This window comes from Acinetobacter sp. BD54, from assembly GCF_044778325.1.
GTDB classification, from domain to species: Bacteria; Pseudomonadota; Gammaproteobacteria; order Pseudomonadales; family Moraxellaceae; genus Acinetobacter; species Acinetobacter baumannii.
Genome location: NZ_JANJEP010000004.1, coordinates 359,100 through 376,708 on the forward strand (window position 1 = coordinate 359,100; position 17,609 = coordinate 376,708).

A 17,609-nucleotide genomic window follows, 5' to 3' on the forward strand; every position below is an offset into this window, starting at 1 on the left:
GCTGAGAGTTTAATCTGCTCTCAGCTGTTTTAAAATAGCTCTTAACACTTCCAAGCGTGCAGTATATTTATCGTCTGTTGCGACAATATACCAAGGCGCATATTCGGTACTGGTCCGCTCAAACATATCTGCGGCCGCCTTTAAATAATCATCCCACTTATCACGGTTACGCCAATCTTCGGCAGTAATTTTAAAGCGTTTGTGCGGTGTCTCTTCTCTGGCTTTAAAACGTTGCTCTTGCTCATCTTTACTAATTGCCAGCCAAATTTTTACCACAATCGTTTGACTATCAAATAAGTCTTTTTCAAAGCGATTGATTTCATCATATGCCCTTTGCCATTCGATAGGTGAAGCAAATCCTTCAACACGCTCTACCAGCACACGGCCATACCAGGTACGGTCAAAAATGGTAATTTTTTCAGCTTCATTAATACGATTCCAAAAACGCCACAAATACGGGTGTCTTGCTTCGAAACGTTCAGGCGCCCCAATACAGTGAATATCATATTCACGCGGGTCTAAGTTTTTAACAATTCGCTTGATGGCACCCCCTTTACCCGCAGCATCCATCCCTTCAAATGCAATCACCACATTACGTTTATCAAAGCGCATGGTATCGGCAATTTTTTTACTGAGTTTGTCGAGCTCTTTTTTATATTCGGCTTTATCCATTTTTTCCTGAGCAGGTTTTAATAAACTCTCGGGAATTTTTGCCTGTTGCCATTTACCTTTGACTTCAGTTTCATGTTCAGGCAATTGACGCATGTGTTGTAAAAGATACTGAGCAAAAAATTGATCGCGCTGTTTTTCATCTTCCCCATCAATAATGTACCAATCGTCGGTAAAGCGACGGCGTAGCTTTTGCAAAGTGTCATATTGTTTTTTATTACGCCAGTCTAGGCCGTGAAGCTTATGCCAATGCTGTTCAGATGGATCTATTTTATCTAACCGTTTTTGGAGTGATTTCCACGAAAGATCAAACCAGACCTTAATGACATCGACATAGTTATTTTTTAGGTCCTGTTCAAACGCTCGCATATTTTCAACATAGGCATCAAAACGCGCATCATCCAAAGGTTCTGACACATGAGTTGCCGTAACCAACAAATCGCTATACCAGTTGCCAAACATCACCACAATTTGGCCTTCAGTCGGAATAAATGCTGAATAAGACTGCCAGAATGCTTCAGAGTCTGTCAGCACACGTGGTGCATCTGCTTTTACCCGTAGATATCTTGGATCTAGCCACTCTCGAAGCTGTTTAACAGCTTCCCCTTTTCCAGCTAACTCAATACCACTCATTAAAATGAGTGTGCTTTTGGCATTGGGTTTCCCTCGGCTTTCTTTTAAAGCATATTGTGCTTCAATTAAATCAACTGAAAGCTGTTCTTCGTCTCGTATTTCAAATTTTGGTTGTTGTTCACTCATGGTCCACTGCTCTAATCTTTTTATTTAATTTCGCCATTATTTAACTTATGCGCTTGGGTGATGAATTGCTATACAAATTATGTCATTGCAACACGATTTAACCTGAAAATTGACGCATAAATCATTTTTTTTACATCTACTCGCCATAGTAGAAGGTTACAATGCCTCTTATGATTTTTTGTAAATAGCCCAATATTAGAGCCTTACATGTCTAAACTCGCTGCTTTTGATGAACTTTTACAACAATATAAAACATTTAATTATCACGACAATCCAGTGCTTGCCCAACGTTTGCAAGATGTACAAACATGGCTAAAAGAACGGATGAAAGAGACGCATCACGACTTTTTTAATTTACCAGAACACAAACTGATGGCTCAGTACTTTTTAAACCGTTTATATGGTGGACCAGAGTTCGATGCGCTTGCAGCACAAATTGAACGTTTATTGAAATATGCACATAAAGCAGAAAAGGTTTTACCTGAAAACGCAATTAAGACAGGTACAAAGTCGGTAAGTTTGGCTGTACTTGCCACTCAACTTGATGAACAAGTAGCAATGCAGCTTCTTGAAGACTATCCGGCAGATACTGTACTTACCGACGAGATCATGCGCTTAACCTTAATCAAGCTTGATCAGGCCGAAGCCCGTTACCAGCAGCTTGCCCTTCTTGACGATTTAGGAGCAGCACTCGATAAATACATGCGTTCATTTATGATGTTTACTGCTTTTAAAATGTGTAAAGGTATTGCACAAAAATATCACTTCGAATTGATGTATGATTTTATTCAAGATGGTTTTAGCGCAATGAAACCTTTAAAATCGGCTGAGGCCTTTATTAAAACTTTTACGGAAAAAGAACGCCAGATTGTTGAAAAAGTACATTCAGGACATCCGAATCCGTTTAGAGTGTGATAAGGTCGGCACATAGAAAAAACTCAACCTCACGAAGTTGAGATTTTATTCATTATATTTGCATGATGATGCCTGTAAAAATAGACAAAATCTGTCATCATGCAGAACTTATTCCGTTTCACTTGAGTTTGAGTCTAGGAGAGACAATATGTCTAACGAAAACCAAAAGCCAACATCTCCAACTGAGCAGGCACAAAGTTCAGACAAAGTTAGCCCATTCCTAAGCTCACCGTTACCGCAAGGTACCCCTCAAGGGCAACAACAATCTTTACAGCAAACCTTAACAGATACACCAGTTAGCGGTTCTGTGCCGAAATACAATTTACCACGTGGTGCAGGCAACACTGGCAACGTTGGTGAAACAACACACTTTGGTTATTCAACAGTTCGAACTGAAGACAAAGCACAAAAAGTTGCTGAAGTTTTCCACTCGGTTGCAAGCAAATATGACCTTATGAATGACTTGATGTCATTTGGTATTCACCGTTTATGGAAACGCTTTGCAATTAACATGTCTGGTGTTCGCCGTGGTCAACATGTGTTAGACATTGCTGGTGGTACAGGCGACTTAGCAAAAGTATTTAGCCGTGAAGTTGGCCCGCAGGGTCATGTTGTACTTTCAGACATTAACGAATCTATGCTCAATGTTGGCCGTGACCGTCTGATTGATGCAGGCTGTACCAATGTCGATTTTGTACTTGCCAATGCAGAAACTTTAGAACCATTTGCAGACAACAGCTTTGACCTTGTAACCATTAGCTTTGGTTTACGTAACGTGACAGATAAAGACGCAGCGCTTGCTTCTATGTTCCGTGTGTTAAAACCAGGTGGCCGCTTACTTGTTCTTGAGTTTTCTAAACCAGTATTTGAGCCATTCTCAAAACTTTATGACCTCTACTCATTCACTGCTTTACCGATTATGGGTAAATTGGTTGCTAATGACTCAGAAAGTTATAAGTACTTGGCTGAATCAATTCGTATGCACCCAGACCAACGTACCTTAAAAGGTATGATGGAAAATGCTGGCTTCCAGAATTGTGATTATCACAACCTGACTGGCGGTATTGTTGCTGTTCACCGCGGTTTTAAACTGTAAGGGATAACGATATGTGGTCGATTCTGGCACTCGGTGCAGTCGAACGTATCATTCATCATCTGATCGATCTGGATGCATTAACCCGCATTCAGCTCAATCAGCTACAGGGCAAAATGTTGCGTGTTATCATCGATAGCCCGCAACTTTCTGTTGATGTATTCTTTGACCAAGAAAAAGTACGTCTTGAACCTACCGTTACAGGGCACAGTGAAAAACCATCAATTTTTGAGCAGCGCCCTTTTGATCCACAATTTAAAATTTCTGAAGCCACTGCAACTTTGCATGTCAAAGATGTCGTTGAACTGATCAAATTATTATTAAGCGATCCAGACCAGATTGGTAATATCCCGCTTCAAGGTGATTATCACCTCTTACAGGATATTCAAAAAATTATGCAGCAAGCTGAACCTGATTTAGCTGCGCATCTATCAAAATGGGTTGGTCCTCAACTCGCTCACGAAATCGGTAAGATCCAACTTGCACCAAAACATTTAAAACGCTCTCTTCAAAGTCATCTATTTTTTGCTGAAGATGCCTTAAAAGAAGACAGTGGTTTATTTGCCCCACGTTGGGAAATGGACGATTTAAATCAGGCTACGCGTAAGCTTAATCAAGACATTGATCGTCTAGAAGCTAAATTGCAGCAGCTCAATGCACAACTACAACCCACTCAAGACTAGGTAAGACTTTATATGATTCCGCACGTTTCACGTTTACTCGAACTTTGGCGTATTGCAGCGCACTATAGACTCGATACGTTGTTCCCTGCGGATGAATTACCTGTTAAAGCTAAGCATGCATTGAACATTATAAAAATGCATCCGGCAGCATGGTCTAGTCGTGAACGCAAAAATCCTTTAAAGCTTAAAGAAGCTTTAGAAGATATGGGGCCGCTTGCAATTAAGCTTGGACAACTCCTGTCAACTCGCCGTGATTTGATTCCACCTGAAATACTTGCCCAACTGGTTTTACTTCAAGATCAGGTCAAACCTTTTGATGGAGAAATTGCCAAACAACGTATTCAAGATTCTTTAAAAGCAGATGTAAATACACTGTTTGCCCGCTTTGATGATCAACCACTTGCAGCAGCCTCAATTGCACAAGTCCATACAGCGGCGCTACATGATGGACGTGAAGTTGTTGTTAAAGTTACTCGTCCAGACATTCGTAGCCAGATTTTACAAGACTTTGAAATTCTGGCTTGGCTAGGCAACACCTTAGAAAGTCGTCTTGAAGCTGCCCGTGCATTACATTTATCTGAAATTATTCAAGACTACCGCCAAATCATTTTAAATGAGCTGGACTTAAGTATTGAAGCAGATAACACCCGTCGTATGCGCCATTACTTCACTGGTTCAACCATGATGTATGTGCCAGAAGTCTACATGGACACCAAAGATGTCATGGTGGCTGAGCGTATTACTGGTGTCCCTATTTCAGATACGGCAACCTTTGACCGTTTAGGTATGGACCGCGCACAACTTGCAGAAAAAGGGTTAACCATTTTCTTTACGCAAGTATTCCGCGATAACTTTTTCCATGCCGACATGCACCCCGGCAATGTCTTTGTAGAAACCATCAACCCAAGCAATCCACGCTTTATTGCACTGGACTGTGCAATTATGGGTGAGCTTTCTAAGCACGACCAAATGACAGTTGCCCGTATGTTGCTTGCTGTCATGAACAGCAACTTTATGCAGCTTATTCAAATTGTGCATCAAGCTGGCTGGATTCCACCGGGTACAGATCAAGACGCGTTAGCACGTGAAATGCGCCGCACTGTTGGGCCAATGGTGTCTAAACCAATGGATCAACTTGATTTTGCAGGTATCTTAATTCAAGTGATGGATATTGCCCGTCGCTTCCATTTAGAAATCCCGCCACAGCTCATGCTACTACTCAAAACTTTAGTGCATGTAGAAGGCCTAGGTACGGACCTTTATCCGCAGCTCGACATCTGGAAATTGGCAAAACCAATTTTGACAGAATGGGTCAAATCTAATATGAACCCAGTCAAAAATGTAAAAGAGCTTGGTCAGCAATTACCAGACCTGCTTTTAGGTGCTCAAGATTTCCCAAGTTTAATTATTGATAGCTTAAATGGTTTAAAAAATCAGTCCGCTTGGCAAGATCGACAGTTACGCGAAATTCAGCAACTTCGTTTGCAAATGGAACACCAACAACGTCGTAGCTGGATGTTTGGCAGTACTATGCTGATTTTGCTAACCATTGCGATTATTAGCCCTTGGTTTGTATCTATTATTTTGATTGTGTTGAGCAGCTTATTGGCGCTTTGGCGTGTATTGAAATAACTTCCAAGTCCCTTGCCCATGCAAGGGATTTTTTATGGGTAAAACTTATAATTTAAAAAAATATAGATCGATTATCCGTTCATTGCTAAATTTAGCTTTATGAATGCTTGAAAAGAACAAACAATGAAAACACCTCATTTTGCCATTATTGGTGCAGGCACGGCAGGTTTAGCCTCTGCGATTTTGCTCGCCCGTGAAGGCAACCACGTTACTATTTTTGAACAAGTTGATGAGTTATCTCCAGTAGGTGCAGGTTTACTGCTACAACCTGCGGGCTTAGCCGTATTTGAGCACTTAGGTGTGCTCGACAAAGCCCTAACCTTAGGTGCGAAAGTCACAGGCTTAGAAGGACAACTTCCAGACAAGCGTCTTTTAGTTAACAGTCACTATCGCGAAGCATCAACAAATCTTTATGGTCTAGGTATACACCGAGCCACTTTGTGTCACGTTCTCACTCAAAAGCTTAATGAGTATTCAAGCCAGATTACTTGGTGCATGAATCATTCCGTTGAAAGTTTTGTAGAACATAACGATGAAGTTCGGCTATTCGGCAGTCATCAAAACCAAAAGTTTGATGCTTGCTTTGATGGCCTACTCATTGCCAATGGTGCTCGTAGTCAATTACGCCCTAAAGCATGGGTAAAGGTTGACAAAGCTTATCCTTGGGGGGCTACGTGGAGTATCGTGCCCGAGTGCCAAGTCCTCGATTCTGAAATTCTGCATCAATTTTATGATCGCTCGAAAATTATGATGGGAATTCTTCCTACGGGAGCGATTCCAACCGAACCTCAACAGCGCCTTTCAAGTGTTTTTTGGAGCTTACCTACGCCACAATTACAAAGCTTTTTGCAAGATGAGCAGGCTAAACACACTTGGTTAAAGCAAGTCTCAGAACGTTGGCCCAAAGTTGCAGATTGGCTCAAAGAAATTTTGTATAACAGTCAAACTCAGCCCAAATGGTTATCGGCAAACTATCGTGATGTCGTCATGACTCAATTTGGACAAGGTCGAATTGGGGTAATTGGAGATGCAGCTCATGCGATGAGCCCACAGTTGGGACAAGGGGCCGATATGGCATTATTAGATGCTTGGGCTTTTTCTCAATCATTGCGACAAGCTCAAAAAAACCAGAATATTGATTGGTCCCTGCTCTGGCAGCATTATCACCAGCTTCGCGGTTCATCTACCCAGTTTTATCAATTTCTTAGCCGCTTACTAACACCACTTTATCAATCTGACCATTGGTGGGCGGGAGGTTTAAGAGATTTAGTTTTCCCTTGGATGTATCAAATTCCTTATTTTCGAAAAGAAATGGCCATCACAATTTCAGGTTTAAAGACAGGACCATTCCGCCATCTTGAATATGATCAAGTAGCTCAATTACCTAAAGAAAGTAGTGCTTTTAATTTAAAAAGTGAATCTCTGACTGATTTTTAAAAGTAGCCGAGTACAAGCTACACATTACGCTGGGAGAGACAAAAAGGATAAAGAATTTTTCCGCAAAGTGGCGTTGATGCCGTACACTATACAAGCTATTTTTAGCATCTGACTGAAATCAATTTATAGTTCATATTTCTTTGGTGATTCCTCATGAATAACACGCAATGGCTCGATGAAGTAAAATTTAACGAACAAGGTCTTATCCCTGCCATTGCTCAACATCATCAAACCGGACGTATTTTGATGGTAGCGTGGATGAACCGTGAATCACTTGCGCTCACAGCAGAAAAAAATCAGGCTGTGTATTTCTCCCGCTCTCGCCAAAAACTTTGGCACAAGGGTGAAGAATCAGGTCATTTCCAAACAGTTTATGAAATTCGTCTGGACTGCGATGGTGATGTAATCATATTACAAGTTGAGCAACATGGCGGTATCGCATGTCATACAGGTCGTGAGTCTTGTTTCTACCGTAAACTCACCCCACAGGGCTGGGAAATTGTCGATGCACAGTTAAAAGACCCTACTGCAATTTATGGCGACAAAGCCAAAGCTGAAAGTCACGATCATGCTCATACTACTGAACAAGTGGATGTACTTGCTCACTTAGGGCAATTGATGCAAGAACGTAAGCAAGCAGAAGCAGACACATCATATGTTGCAAGCCTCTACAAAAAAGGCATCAATAAAATTTTAGAAAAAGTCGGCGAAGAAGGTGTAGAAACCATTATTGCTGCGAAAGACTACGCTACTCAAAATACAGAAAGCAATTTAAATGACTTGATTTATGAAACTGCCGATTTGTGGTTCCATAGTATTGTCATGTTGGGTTATTTCGATCTTAATCCACAACTTATTATTGACGAGTTAGGTCGTCGTCAGGGTTTATCTGGTTTAGTTGAAAAAGCTAACCGCAATAAGGTTTAAAATCACTCAGTGTCGAATATCGAAAAACCTAAAGCCACCTATGAGCAAGCAATTGCCATAGATAACGCACGTCTTGGGCAATCATTTAAAGTGATTGCCTATGCGGGCACAGGTAAAACTACTACGTTGCAAATGATTAGTGATGCCATGCCTGAACGGCGTGGTATGTATTTGGCTTTTAACAAAGCCATTGCTGGTGAAGCTCAAAACAAATTTCATCGCAATGTAGACTGCCGTACTTTTCACTCACTCGCCTTTCGCAGTGTGCCACGTGGCGTAACTGATAAATTACGTTTACCTCGCTTAAGCCCAAGCTTTATTGCAAAAGAATATCGACTAGAACCGATTACCTTACGGCGCATGATGGGTGGACGTTATGAAAAATACGTCTTAATGCCAAGTCGCCTAGCGAGTCTTGTCGCCAATGCGGTGAGCTATTTCTGTTCGACCAGTTCTCAATATCCAGCTCCTCGACATATTCAGGCGCCCAACTGGTTACATCCAGACGATATTACTGCACTTCAAACTCACCTTTACCCGGCAGTAGAACGCCGCTGGTTAGAGTCCATTGACCCAAATCATCAAGCGGGAATTGGTCACGATATTTACCTCAAACTTTGGGCATTATCTGAGCCTAATATTCCGGCCGATTATGTCTTATTTGATGAAGCACAAGATGCTGACCCTTTAATGCTGGGTATTCTGCTTCGTCAAAAAAGTACTCAGGTTATTTATGTAGGCGATGCCCACCAGCAAATCTACGCGTGGCGTGGTGCAGTAAATGCCATGCAACAACTGCCTTTGCCAGAGTCTCGTCTAACGACCTCTTTTCGTTTTGGAGAGGCAATTGCCGATGTCGCCAATGCGTTGTTAGGTGGCTTAAATGAGACAGTTCCTTTGCTTGGTAATCCGAACCAGAAATCAAGTGTAGTCAATAAACCGCATACAAAAATGCGTGATGCGATTTTGTGTCGTACCAATGCTCGCGCAATGGAGCTGTTATTGGCAGGCTTAGTTCACGGCGATAAAGTGAGTTTGCAAGCTGACCATCAAAAACTAAACCGTTTTGTAGATGCTGCAAGCCTCTTAAAGCAAGGAAAACGAGTTACTGACGTTCCTGAGTTGGCATGGTTTAACTCATGGCATGATGTTCATGAGTACTGCGAAACCAATGAAGGAAGCGATATTAAACCATTGGTTAAACTGGTAGATGATCACGGCACTGACCCATTAAAAAAGGCACTTGCAAAGATTACTCCCCTTGAGCAAGCTGACTATGTCATCTCGACTGCCCATAAAGCGAAAGGGTTAGAATGGAACCGTGTCCATATTGAAGACGACTATCAATTTAAAATTAATGGTTTAGAGCATAAGATTACAGATGAAGAGTTAAGATTACTGTACGTGGCCTGTACTCGTGCTAAAGTAAGTCTAAATATCCATCATCTTTATGATCTGATACAACAATTAAAACTAAGGGCGCCTTTAAGTCTTCGTCAGTCGGTTGGTTGAAGCGCTCATAATTAGGTGAGCCTATGAAACTTGAATCTATCCAATTTAAACATATTGCTCTGTTTCATGACCTAAAAATACAGTTTCAATATGACAAACAACCGATTACTTTAATTTTAGGTGAGCAGGCGGCTGGCAAAAGTATGCTACTCAAGCATATTTATCATGCTTTAACATGGTTTCCTGCGCGCCTTAAAGATGCACGTACACCAGGCATTGTCATGCCAGATCAGGACATTAGCCATTCTCGTTTGCAGTCTAAAATAGAAGTCAGCATCCAGATTCCACCGGAATTTGGGCAGCTCCCTGAAACCGCTTCAACCCAGCAAACCGACACATCTCTTTGTAGCTGGAAACTGTTCAAGACCTTAAATTCAAGTGGTGTAGGGATTAGTCAAGTTGAAACCCAGCAGCTCGATCAAACCATTACCCTTTATCATCAAGTCACAAGAAAAGACCCACTTCAAGGTCTTCCCTTACTCGCTTATTATCCGTCAGAGCGATTTGTTAACGATATAAATTTACTGAATAAAAATTTACCGGGTATTACCCAGTCTATTTCTGCTTATGACATTAGCTTCATTCCGTTTACCACCTTCGCCCGCTTTTTTGAGTGGTTACGTGAAATTAGTGATATTGAAAATGCGCAAGCGGCTCATGTTGTGCAGCGAATTATTTCAAAACAATCTAATCCACAAGATCAGGAAGAAATTTTACGTCAACTACAACTTGAATTGGCAGGACATCCTAAACAGCTTCCTTCACCTAATTTGTACGCATTAAAATCGGCGTTAAAGACTATTTTTCCTGAGCTTGAAGACTTTTATTTGCAATATCACCCAAAACTTCAACTTATGGTACATTACAAGGGTGAAGTCTTGGCCTTTCAACAACTTTCCAACACCACTAAAACATGGATTGCACTCGTAGGCGATGTGGTTCGCAGGCTTTGTTTGCTCAATCCGTTGAGCTTAGACCCTTGTCTTGAAGGTGAAGGCGTTTTGTTAATTGACCAGATCGATTCACAACTAGATGCAGCACATTGCTCAGAAATTTTAAATCGTCTTCATCGCGCATTCCCACGCTTACAAATTATTGTGACCGGAAGCCGTGAAGAATTACTTGAACATGCAGCCGCATATCAATGTTTTAAATTAGAGCATGGAAAAATCAGTCCACTTGATTTAAATACTACTCAGCAGCAACTCGAACATCTTTACACGTTATTACAACGAGATGAAGCGTTAACGCCGCATATAGATCCCCTACCGCTTGATACCGAGCCAGCAACAGCTCAAATTGATAGTTTGTACCAACAAATCCAAAATCTAAGTGAACAGCAAAAAAATGAATTATTACGTATGATTCATGCTGGAGACACCTCGGAAGAAACCTCCTCTCTTTAAAATTTATTATCCATTTCGCTCAATTTTTATAATAAAACCGAATTCGCTAAATATATGATGAAATCTGGTTTTTTGAGCGGAAAAATCACTAGATGTTGTTACCACATGTAATAACATCAGATTTTTAATGATTTTTTAGTGTACAATAAATTTCATTTTGCGTTTTTATTATTCAAGTTGCGCAATACAACTTGTTTCTCGCTTTATTTTTCTAATTTGGTCGGGTTTTCAGAATATAAGCTTTGGAAATCTCTTTGAATTCCTATCTATTCTGAAATGAAAATTTCACCTTTAGGCTTCGGTCTAAATTATATATGGATACGAGTGTGCTACCGATAATTATCTTATTACCGTTAATATTAGGCACCACCCTTGTTTCATTGCTTCAACGGTTTTCACGTGGAGTAACGGCTTTAGGGGCGATCGGAGTCAGTTTAACCAGTTTTGGTTTATTACTGACTCAGGCTAAAACTGTGCTTGGTGGTGCAAGCATTCAACAAAGTTGGGATTGGTTACCACAATTAGGAATTAATCTGAGCTTTAGACTTGATGCCCTTGGTTTATTATTTTCTCTTCTTATTACCGGTATCGGTACACTCATTTATATTTATGCCTATTATTATCTAGGCCCTAAAAATTCATTAAGTAAATTATATTTATTACTCATGCTGTTTATGGCAGCAATGCTCGGTATTTCCCTCTCTAACAATTTAATTATTTTATTAGTCTTTTGGGAACTTACCAGTATTTCATCCTTCCTATTAGTCGGTTACTGGAGTCATTACGAAGCTGCTCAACGTGGCTCGCGTATGGCACTTACTATTACAGGTATGGGTGGACTCGCCATGCTAGGTGGATTTGTCTTATTAGGACAAATCACAGGAACCTACGAAATTAATGATATTGTCGGAATGAAAGACCTCATTCAAAGTCACTATCTGTTTGTTCCGACGCTTTTGCTTATTTTACTGGGTGCATTTACTAAAAGTGCTCAGTTCCCGTTCCATTTTTGGTTACCCAATGCAATGGCAGCGCCCACTCCCGTGTCGGCCTATTTGCACTCTGCCACCATGGTAAAAGCTGGGATTTTCTTATTAGCTCGTCTTGCACCTATTTTTATTGGCGCTGCGCTTTATCACAACATTGTCACGTTTGTCGGCCTATTTACACTTTGTATGGCCGCATGCTTCGCAATTTTTAAAGAAGATCTAAAAGGACTGCTAGCCTATTCTACAATTAGTCATTTAGGTCTTATCGTTTGCCTGCTTGGTATTGGTTCACCTTTAGCTGTTGCTGCGGCAATTTTCCATATTATTAACCACGCAACCTTTAAAGCTGCCCTGTTTATGATTGCCGGGATCATTGACCATGAAACAGGTACACGTGACCTTAGAAAGTTAAGTGGGATTTGGCAACTATTACCGTTTACCGCAACACTGACTATGATTACAGCGGCATCCATGGCAGGTGTTCCTCTCACTAATGGCTTTATTTCTAAAGAAATGTTCTTTACCGAGCTATTAGCGAGCCTTTCAGGATCAACTGTTATCTTTGCCAGTATTATTGCAACGCTTGCTGGTATTTTTGCAGTCAGTTATTCAATTCGCTTAGTACATGGCGTATTTTTTGATGGCCCCGTAGGTAAACAAGTTCCAAATAAAAATGCCCACGAACCACCTATCGGCATGCGAGCACCAGCTATGTTGCTTGCGACATTATGTATTTTGGTCGGTATTTTCCCTGCCCTACTGGTCGAGCCTCTAGTTAACAGTGTGACACGTGCAAGTCTTATGCAACCTGATTTTGCAGGTACTCATCTTGCAATTTGGCATGGATTTAATGCGCCATTAATCATGAGTATTATTGCTCTGGTTGGCGGTACGCTTTTCTATTTTGCCCTAGCAAAAGATGGCATGATTCGTAAGATCGACCTTGACCCACGTTTAGGGCGCTTACAAGGCCGTATTTTATTTGACTTATTCTTAAAGCATTTATTATTAACAAGCCGAAAAATTAAACAAAAAACCGAAAATGGTTCTTTGCAAAGTTACCTGTTCTTAATCATTGCTTTTAGCATCGTCATGGTTACTCTGCCTTTGTTCAATCAGGGCCTTACCACAGGTACACGTGAGCTGACTCACGCACCATGGATTGCAGTAGTTCTTTGGCTGACCTTATTCTCAGGTTGCTGGATGATGCTTTGGTTCCACCATGAACGTATCAAGGCTGTACTCATTAGTGGTGCAATTGGTCTTGTGGTTACCATGGTATTTGTCACCATGTCGGCACCTGACTTAGCACTCACTCAAATTACGGTAGATGTAGTTACGACTGTTCTGTTGTTGATGAGCTTATCGTTACTCCCACAACTTACGCCATATGAATCTCGTCGCTCAAGACGTTGGAGAGATGCTGCGTTAGCAATTATTGGCGGTTTAGGAATTGGTTGGATTACATGGCTTATTTTAACGCGTGATCATAATTCGATTTCATGGTTCTTTGCTCAGCAATCTTTACCACTTGGCGGCGGTTCAAACATTGTAAATGTTATTTTGGTGGACTTCCGTGGCTTTGATACCTTTGGTGAAATTACAGTACTAGGCATTGCTGCGATTGGTGCGCTATGCCTGATGGATGGCATGCGCGTACACGGTACTACCATGACACAAGGCCTCACCTACCGCTTTAACCCATCTCCGCTCATGTTCCGTATTACGGCCTCTTGGGTGTTACCTTTAGCATTGGTCGTAAGTGTCTATATCTTTATGCGTGGACACAACTACCCGGGTGGTGGCTTTATTGCAGGTCTAATTACCTCAATGGCACTGATTATTCAGTATATTGCTTTAGGTCAAGATCAAGCAGAACAAATGTTAAAAGCACAATCCGGTCGTCTTTACGAAATCTGGATTGGCTCAGGATTAACGATTGCAGGCCTTACTGGCATTGCCGCATGGTTCTGGGCACGTCCATTCTTAACCAGTGCGCACGTCTATGTTGAATTACCAGTTTTAGGTAAGTTGCATCTGGCTTCAGCAGCGAGCTTTGATCTGGGTGTATATATCACCGTAGTAGGCGCTACCATGCTACTCATTTCTGTATTAGGGGACTCTCGCCACTCGAGTATGTCTGGTCCTGTACCTCATGGGGAGAAATCATCATGATCAGTTTAGAATTCTTACTGGCCTCTGCCATTGGGCTACTTGTTGCGACAGGCATTTATCTAATTTTACGTGCGCGTACCTTCCCTGTTGTGTTGGGCTTAGCAGTGCTGGGCTATGCGGTTAACTTATTTTTGTTTGCGATGGGTCGTTTGCAAGTCAGCTCACCAGCCATCCTAACCGAAACCACCAATATTACAGATCCACTTCCACAAGCACTTGTTTTAACAGCAATCGTGATCGGTTTTGCCACTACCGCTTTTATTGTGCAGCTCGCATTACGTAGCCGTTATGAATCCGGTAGTGACCATGTTGATGCCAAAGAAGATATTTCTCCAACATACGACCCACGTGAGGATGAGCCGTGATGTTTGATTTTTTATCTTTTTGGCAAGCTAATACACCAATTTTCAGTATCCTCATCCCGGCATTTACTGGATTTATCTTATTGCTTCTAGGCAACCCTGGCGCTGGTGCATTAAAAGAAGATTGGCGACAACCTTGGCGCCGTGGCATTAGTTTGATCTCAGCAATAGCTGGGTTAATCACTGCTGTTAGTTATCTGCTTGTTGCAAACACTGGCCAAATTACGGTTTATCAGTTGAGTGAGTGGTCAGCTCCCTTTGGTATTGTGCTGATACTCGACCGCCTTTCAGCTTTTATGCTGGTTTTAACTTATGCCTTAGCAGTTCCGGTTTTATGGTATGCCAGTGAAAACTGGGATACGAGAGGTCGCTATTTCCACGCCATATTCCATTTTCTTTTAATGGGGCTATGTGGCGCATTTCTCACAGGCGACTTATTTAACCTGTTCGTTTTCTTTGAAATCTTGCTCATGGCGTCCTACGTCCTCTTATTACATGGACAAGGAAAGCCGAGATTTCAGCTTGGTGTACACTACGTCATTATCAACCTTTTAGCCTCTGCCCTGTTCTTAATTGGTCTTGGCATGATCTATGGCAGTGTAGGTAGCCTCAATATGGCTGACGTTTCACGTTTGCTACCGACTTTAGATGCAGATCAACATAAATTAGCAGTTGCAGGTGCCTTACTCTTATTTGTCGTGTTTGGTATTAAAGCGGCTATGCTACCAGTTGGTTTTTGGCTACCAAAAACTTATGCCGTTGCAAGTACACCTGTCGCAGCAATTTTTACCATCATGACCAAAGTGGGGATCTATGCCATTTTGCGTGTCAATGGAACTGTATTTAATGATGTACTCAGCCAAGAAATCTTTAAAAGCTGGTTGCTTCCAATTGGTTTAGTGACTTCTTTATATGGCGTGATTGGCGCAATTGGTGCAGATCGCCTCAGACGTTTTGTTGGCTTTATGGTGCTGTCTTCAATTGGTACTTTATTGATTGCAATTGCCATGTCAAATACACAAGCGTGGTCTGGAGCATTATTCTATTTAGTCCACAGTACATTGATTGGTGCAGCATTTTACCTGTTCTGTGGCTGGATGACTTCACAGCGCGGTGATTTTAAAGATCATTTAAAGATTGCACCGAGAATTAAACAAGAAAAAGCAGCCATGCTGACTTATTTCCTGATTGCCATGATGCTCGCAGGCTTACCACCTTTTAGTGGCTTCTTTGGAAAAGTATTTATTTTGCAGGCTACTGTTGAAACTGCATATCAAGGCTGGGTTATTGGTATTGTTCTTTTGGTGAGCCTATTAAGTATTATTGCATTAACACGTGTCGGCTTTATTTTATTCTGGCGTGCATCACCACCAGAAGAAGACCCGATCAATCCTGCTTATATTATTTATCGTGCTTTACCTGAAAAAGCACCGCCACGTAACGATACAGTCATCTATATCTTGCTTGCCGGTTTAGTGGCTTATGTAGCATTTGCTTCACCTGTATTGCACTACACCACGAATACCGCTCAGCAAATTCAAGATCATGCCCTGTATCAGCAATCTATTCTTAAAACTGATCAAAATGGCGAAGTTATTAGTGTTCAGCCATATGACTCAACTTATTTACCAGAAACAAAATATGGTGGTGAAGTTGAAGATCATAATGCCTATCTTATTCCTGACATTATTTCAAAAGACACTTTCAACGGTGAGCATATTTCTGAATATAAACACCGCCAAATTCAGCAGCAAGAAAAATTGCAAACCCCAACCATTGCTGATGAAAGTCAACTGAAACCTATGGAGCCATAACAATGCAGCTATCTAAATTGCTTGACCGCTGGTTTCCGCATCCATTTGTTTCTTTTTTGATTATCATCTTCTGGTTAATGCTCGCGCATAGTCTTGATGCGAGCGACCTGCTTATGGCTGTAATTTTGGGGCTTGTTATTCCCCGTCTAGTTCGTCCTTTTATTACCAGAACTCCGCATATCCATTGGAAACCAGCCATAAAACTATGTTTTGTTGTCTTATGGGATATTATTATTTCCAATTTTCGGGTTGCTAAACTGGTATTAGGGTCACCGAAAAAATTACATCCTAAATGGTACCGTGTTCCATTAGAAACAGAACATGAGCAAGTAAACTCTTTACTGGCAATGATTATTACCACAACGCCTGGCACGGTCTCTGCCGGTATTGATCAAGAGCGTGGTGATATTTTGGTCCATTCTCTTAGCACAGAAAATACTGAAAGTGATGTGCAAGACATCAAACAACGCTATGAGGCTCCACTCATGGAAATTTTTGATGTGAAAAGCAAATCGGAGGACAACGCATGACCATCCTACCTTATGCTCTTGGCATTAGCTTGATTGCTATCACAATCTCTATGTTGCTTTGCCTTTTTCGAATGGTGATGGGACCATCTATTGTCGACCGCCTACTAGCGCTTGATACCCTATTTTTAAATGCGACCTGTCTCATTATTGTGTTAGGCATTTATTGGACAACCACCTCTTTATTCGAAGGGGCGTTGTTAGTCGCTATGCTAGGGTTTGTTTCAACGGCTGCTTTAGCTCGTTATTTTACAACCGGTCATGTAATCGATTAGGGGAAGGTCAAAATGCAAATTACAATGGAAATTATTGTTTCGATCTTTCTGGTTTTCGGTGCTTTTTTTATGTTAGTCGGATCTATCGGTATGGTACGTCTACCCGATTTATTCATGCGACTACATGCACCTACCAAGTCGAGTACATTAGGCTTAGGTAGCTTTTTAATTGCTTCAATGATCTTTTTTGCTTTTCAAGGCCGATTTGGCTTTGCAGAGTTACTTATTACATTGTTGGCTTTTATTACTGCACCTGTATCAGCCAACTTAATTGCTCAAGCCGCGCTACATTTACGTTTACGCTCATTGAGTGGTGAAGTACCTGAAGCCATTGAACGTCCTCTACCTTGGGATCGGTATAAAATTGGGCAACGTTTTTCACAAAACAAACCACCCATGGAACCTCCTCAGGAATAAAAACTTGAACACATAAA

General features: G+C 41.3%; 15 protein-coding genes. 14 read left to right on the forward strand and 1 reads right to left on the reverse strand.

From position 1 onward, the window contains the following. Window positions 1-9 precede the first annotated feature (9 nt). Window positions 10-1,428 carry a polyphosphate--AMP phosphotransferase gene (locus tag NQ782_RS09015; RefSeq protein WP_000003544.1) on the reverse strand — a complete coding sequence of 473 codons (1,419 nt, stop codon included), beginning with the start codon at window positions 1,426-1,428 and terminating at the stop codon, window positions 10-12. A gap of 207 nt (window positions 1,429-1,635) precedes the next feature. On the opposite strand from NQ782_RS09015, the gene NQ782_RS09020 reads away from it, so the two are divergent. From NQ782_RS09020 to NQ782_RS09085, 14 genes are all read left to right on the forward strand, one after another. Next, on the forward strand, window positions 1,636-2,343 hold the full coding sequence (locus NQ782_RS09020) for an FFLEELY motif protein (RefSeq protein ID WP_000039800.1): 708 nt from the start codon (window positions 1,636-1,638) through the stop codon (window positions 2,341-2,343). A 148-nt stretch (window positions 2,344-2,491) separates the two neighbouring features. After that, complete coding sequence (gene ubiE / locus NQ782_RS09025; protein WP_000064213.1) at window positions 2,492-3,439, forward strand: bifunctional demethylmenaquinone methyltransferase/2-methoxy-6-polyprenyl-1,4-benzoquinol methylase UbiE; 948 nt, start codon at window positions 2,492-2,494, stop codon at window positions 3,437-3,439. 11 nt (window positions 3,440-3,450) lie between these two features. Further along, window positions 3,451-4,119 carry an SCP2 domain-containing protein gene (locus tag NQ782_RS09030; RefSeq protein WP_000269705.1) on the forward strand — a complete coding sequence of 223 codons (669 nt, stop codon included), beginning with the start codon at window positions 3,451-3,453 and terminating at the stop codon, window positions 4,117-4,119. Between the two features lie 12 nt (window positions 4,120-4,131). Beyond that, entirely contained in the window at window positions 4,132-5,751 is a 1,620-nt protein-coding gene (locus NQ782_RS09035; protein ID WP_057093310.1) for an AarF/ABC1/UbiB kinase family protein, read from the forward strand. A 123-nt stretch (window positions 5,752-5,874) separates the two neighbouring features. Continuing rightward, window positions 5,875-7,188 (forward strand): NAD(P)/FAD-dependent oxidoreductase, encoded by a 1,314-nt coding sequence (locus NQ782_RS09040; RefSeq protein WP_057093309.1) that lies wholly within the window; start codon window positions 5,875-5,877, stop codon window positions 7,186-7,188. Between the two features lie 153 nt (window positions 7,189-7,341). Beyond that, window positions 7,342-8,115 carry a bifunctional phosphoribosyl-AMP cyclohydrolase/phosphoribosyl-ATP diphosphatase HisIE gene (gene hisIE, locus NQ782_RS09045; RefSeq protein WP_032030940.1) on the forward strand — a complete coding sequence of 258 codons (774 nt, stop codon included), beginning with the start codon at window positions 7,342-7,344 and terminating at the stop codon, window positions 8,113-8,115. A gap of 9 nt (window positions 8,116-8,124) precedes the next feature. After that, window positions 8,125-9,627 carry a UvrD-helicase domain-containing protein gene (locus tag NQ782_RS09050; RefSeq protein WP_000065138.1) on the forward strand — a complete coding sequence of 501 codons (1,503 nt, stop codon included), beginning with the start codon at window positions 8,125-8,127 and terminating at the stop codon, window positions 9,625-9,627. A gap of 23 nt (window positions 9,628-9,650) precedes the next feature. Further along, a complete protein-coding gene (locus NQ782_RS09055; RefSeq protein ID WP_057093307.1) occupies window positions 9,651-11,033 on the forward strand; it encodes an AAA family ATPase in 1,383 nt (460 codons plus the stop codon). A 314-nt stretch (window positions 11,034-11,347) separates the two neighbouring features. Beyond that, entirely contained in the window at window positions 11,348-14,197 is a 2,850-nt protein-coding gene (locus tag NQ782_RS09060; RefSeq protein WP_031379560.1) for a monovalent cation/H+ antiporter subunit A, read from the forward strand. Further along, window positions 14,194-14,562 carry a Na+/H+ antiporter subunit C gene (locus NQ782_RS09065; RefSeq protein WP_000624229.1) on the forward strand — a complete coding sequence of 123 codons (369 nt, stop codon included), beginning with the start codon at window positions 14,194-14,196 and terminating at the stop codon, window positions 14,560-14,562. The genes NQ782_RS09060 and NQ782_RS09065 overlap by 4 nt, the downstream gene beginning before the upstream one ends. Next, on the forward strand, window positions 14,562-16,373 hold the full coding sequence (locus NQ782_RS09070; protein WP_000459267.1) for a monovalent cation/H+ antiporter subunit D: 1,812 nt from the start codon (window positions 14,562-14,564) through the stop codon (window positions 16,371-16,373). The genes NQ782_RS09065 and NQ782_RS09070 overlap by 1 nt, the downstream gene beginning before the upstream one ends. 2 nt (window positions 16,374-16,375) lie before the next feature. Then, on the forward strand, window positions 16,376-16,903 hold the full coding sequence (locus NQ782_RS09075) for a Na+/H+ antiporter subunit E (RefSeq protein WP_001177203.1): 528 nt from the start codon (window positions 16,376-16,378) through the stop codon (window positions 16,901-16,903). Then, window positions 16,900-17,175, forward strand: a complete 276-nt coding sequence (locus NQ782_RS09080; RefSeq protein ID WP_000154076.1) for a monovalent cation/H+ antiporter subunit F — start codon at window positions 16,900-16,902, stop codon at window positions 17,173-17,175. Before NQ782_RS09075 ends, NQ782_RS09080 begins: the two co-directional genes overlap by 4 nt. Window positions 17,176-17,187: 12 nt before the next feature. After that, window positions 17,188-17,592: a Na+/H+ antiporter subunit G gene (locus tag NQ782_RS09085; protein WP_001167533.1), complete on the forward strand. Its 405-nt coding sequence runs from the start codon at window positions 17,188-17,190 to the stop codon at window positions 17,590-17,592. Window positions 17,593-17,609 lie beyond the last annotated feature (17 nt).

Excerpts from the sequence above, each read along its gene's own strand:
- NQ782_RS09020 (WP_000039800.1), top strand. The coding sequence starts at position 1,636 with ATGTCTAAACTCGCTGCTTTTGATGAACTTTTACAACAATATAAAACA.
- NQ782_RS09030 (WP_000269705.1), top strand. The coding sequence starts at position 3,451 with ATGTGGTCGATTCTGGCACTCGGTGCAGTCGAACGTATCATTCATCAT.
- NQ782_RS09040 (WP_057093309.1), top strand. The coding sequence starts at position 5,875 with ATGAAAACACCTCATTTTGCCATTATTGGTGCAGGCACGGCAGGTTTA.
- NQ782_RS09015 (WP_000003544.1), bottom strand. The coding sequence starts at position 1,428 with ATGAGTGAACAACAACCAAAATTTGAAATACGAGACGAAGAACAGCTT.
- hisIE (WP_032030940.1), top strand. The coding sequence starts at position 7,342 with ATGAATAACACGCAATGGCTCGATGAAGTAAAATTTAACGAACAAGGT.
- NQ782_RS09060 (WP_031379560.1), top strand. The coding sequence starts at position 11,348 with ATGGATACGAGTGTGCTACCGATAATTATCTTATTACCGTTAATATTA.
- ubiE (WP_000064213.1), top strand. The coding sequence starts at position 2,492 with ATGTCTAACGAAAACCAAAAGCCAACATCTCCAACTGAGCAGGCACAA.
- NQ782_RS09080 (WP_000154076.1), top strand. The coding sequence starts at position 16,900 with ATGACCATCCTACCTTATGCTCTTGGCATTAGCTTGATTGCTATCACA.
- NQ782_RS09065 (WP_000624229.1), top strand. The coding sequence starts at position 14,194 with ATGATCAGTTTAGAATTCTTACTGGCCTCTGCCATTGGGCTACTTGTT.
- NQ782_RS09035 (WP_057093310.1), top strand. The coding sequence starts at position 4,132 with ATGATTCCGCACGTTTCACGTTTACTCGAACTTTGGCGTATTGCAGCG.
- NQ782_RS09070 (WP_000459267.1), top strand. The coding sequence starts at position 14,562 with ATGTTTGATTTTTTATCTTTTTGGCAAGCTAATACACCAATTTTCAGT.
- NQ782_RS09055 (WP_057093307.1), top strand. The coding sequence starts at position 9,651 with ATGAAACTTGAATCTATCCAATTTAAACATATTGCTCTGTTTCATGAC.
- NQ782_RS09085 (WP_001167533.1), top strand. The coding sequence starts at position 17,188 with ATGCAAATTACAATGGAAATTATTGTTTCGATCTTTCTGGTTTTCGGT.
- NQ782_RS09075 (WP_001177203.1), top strand. The coding sequence starts at position 16,376 with ATGCAGCTATCTAAATTGCTTGACCGCTGGTTTCCGCATCCATTTGTT.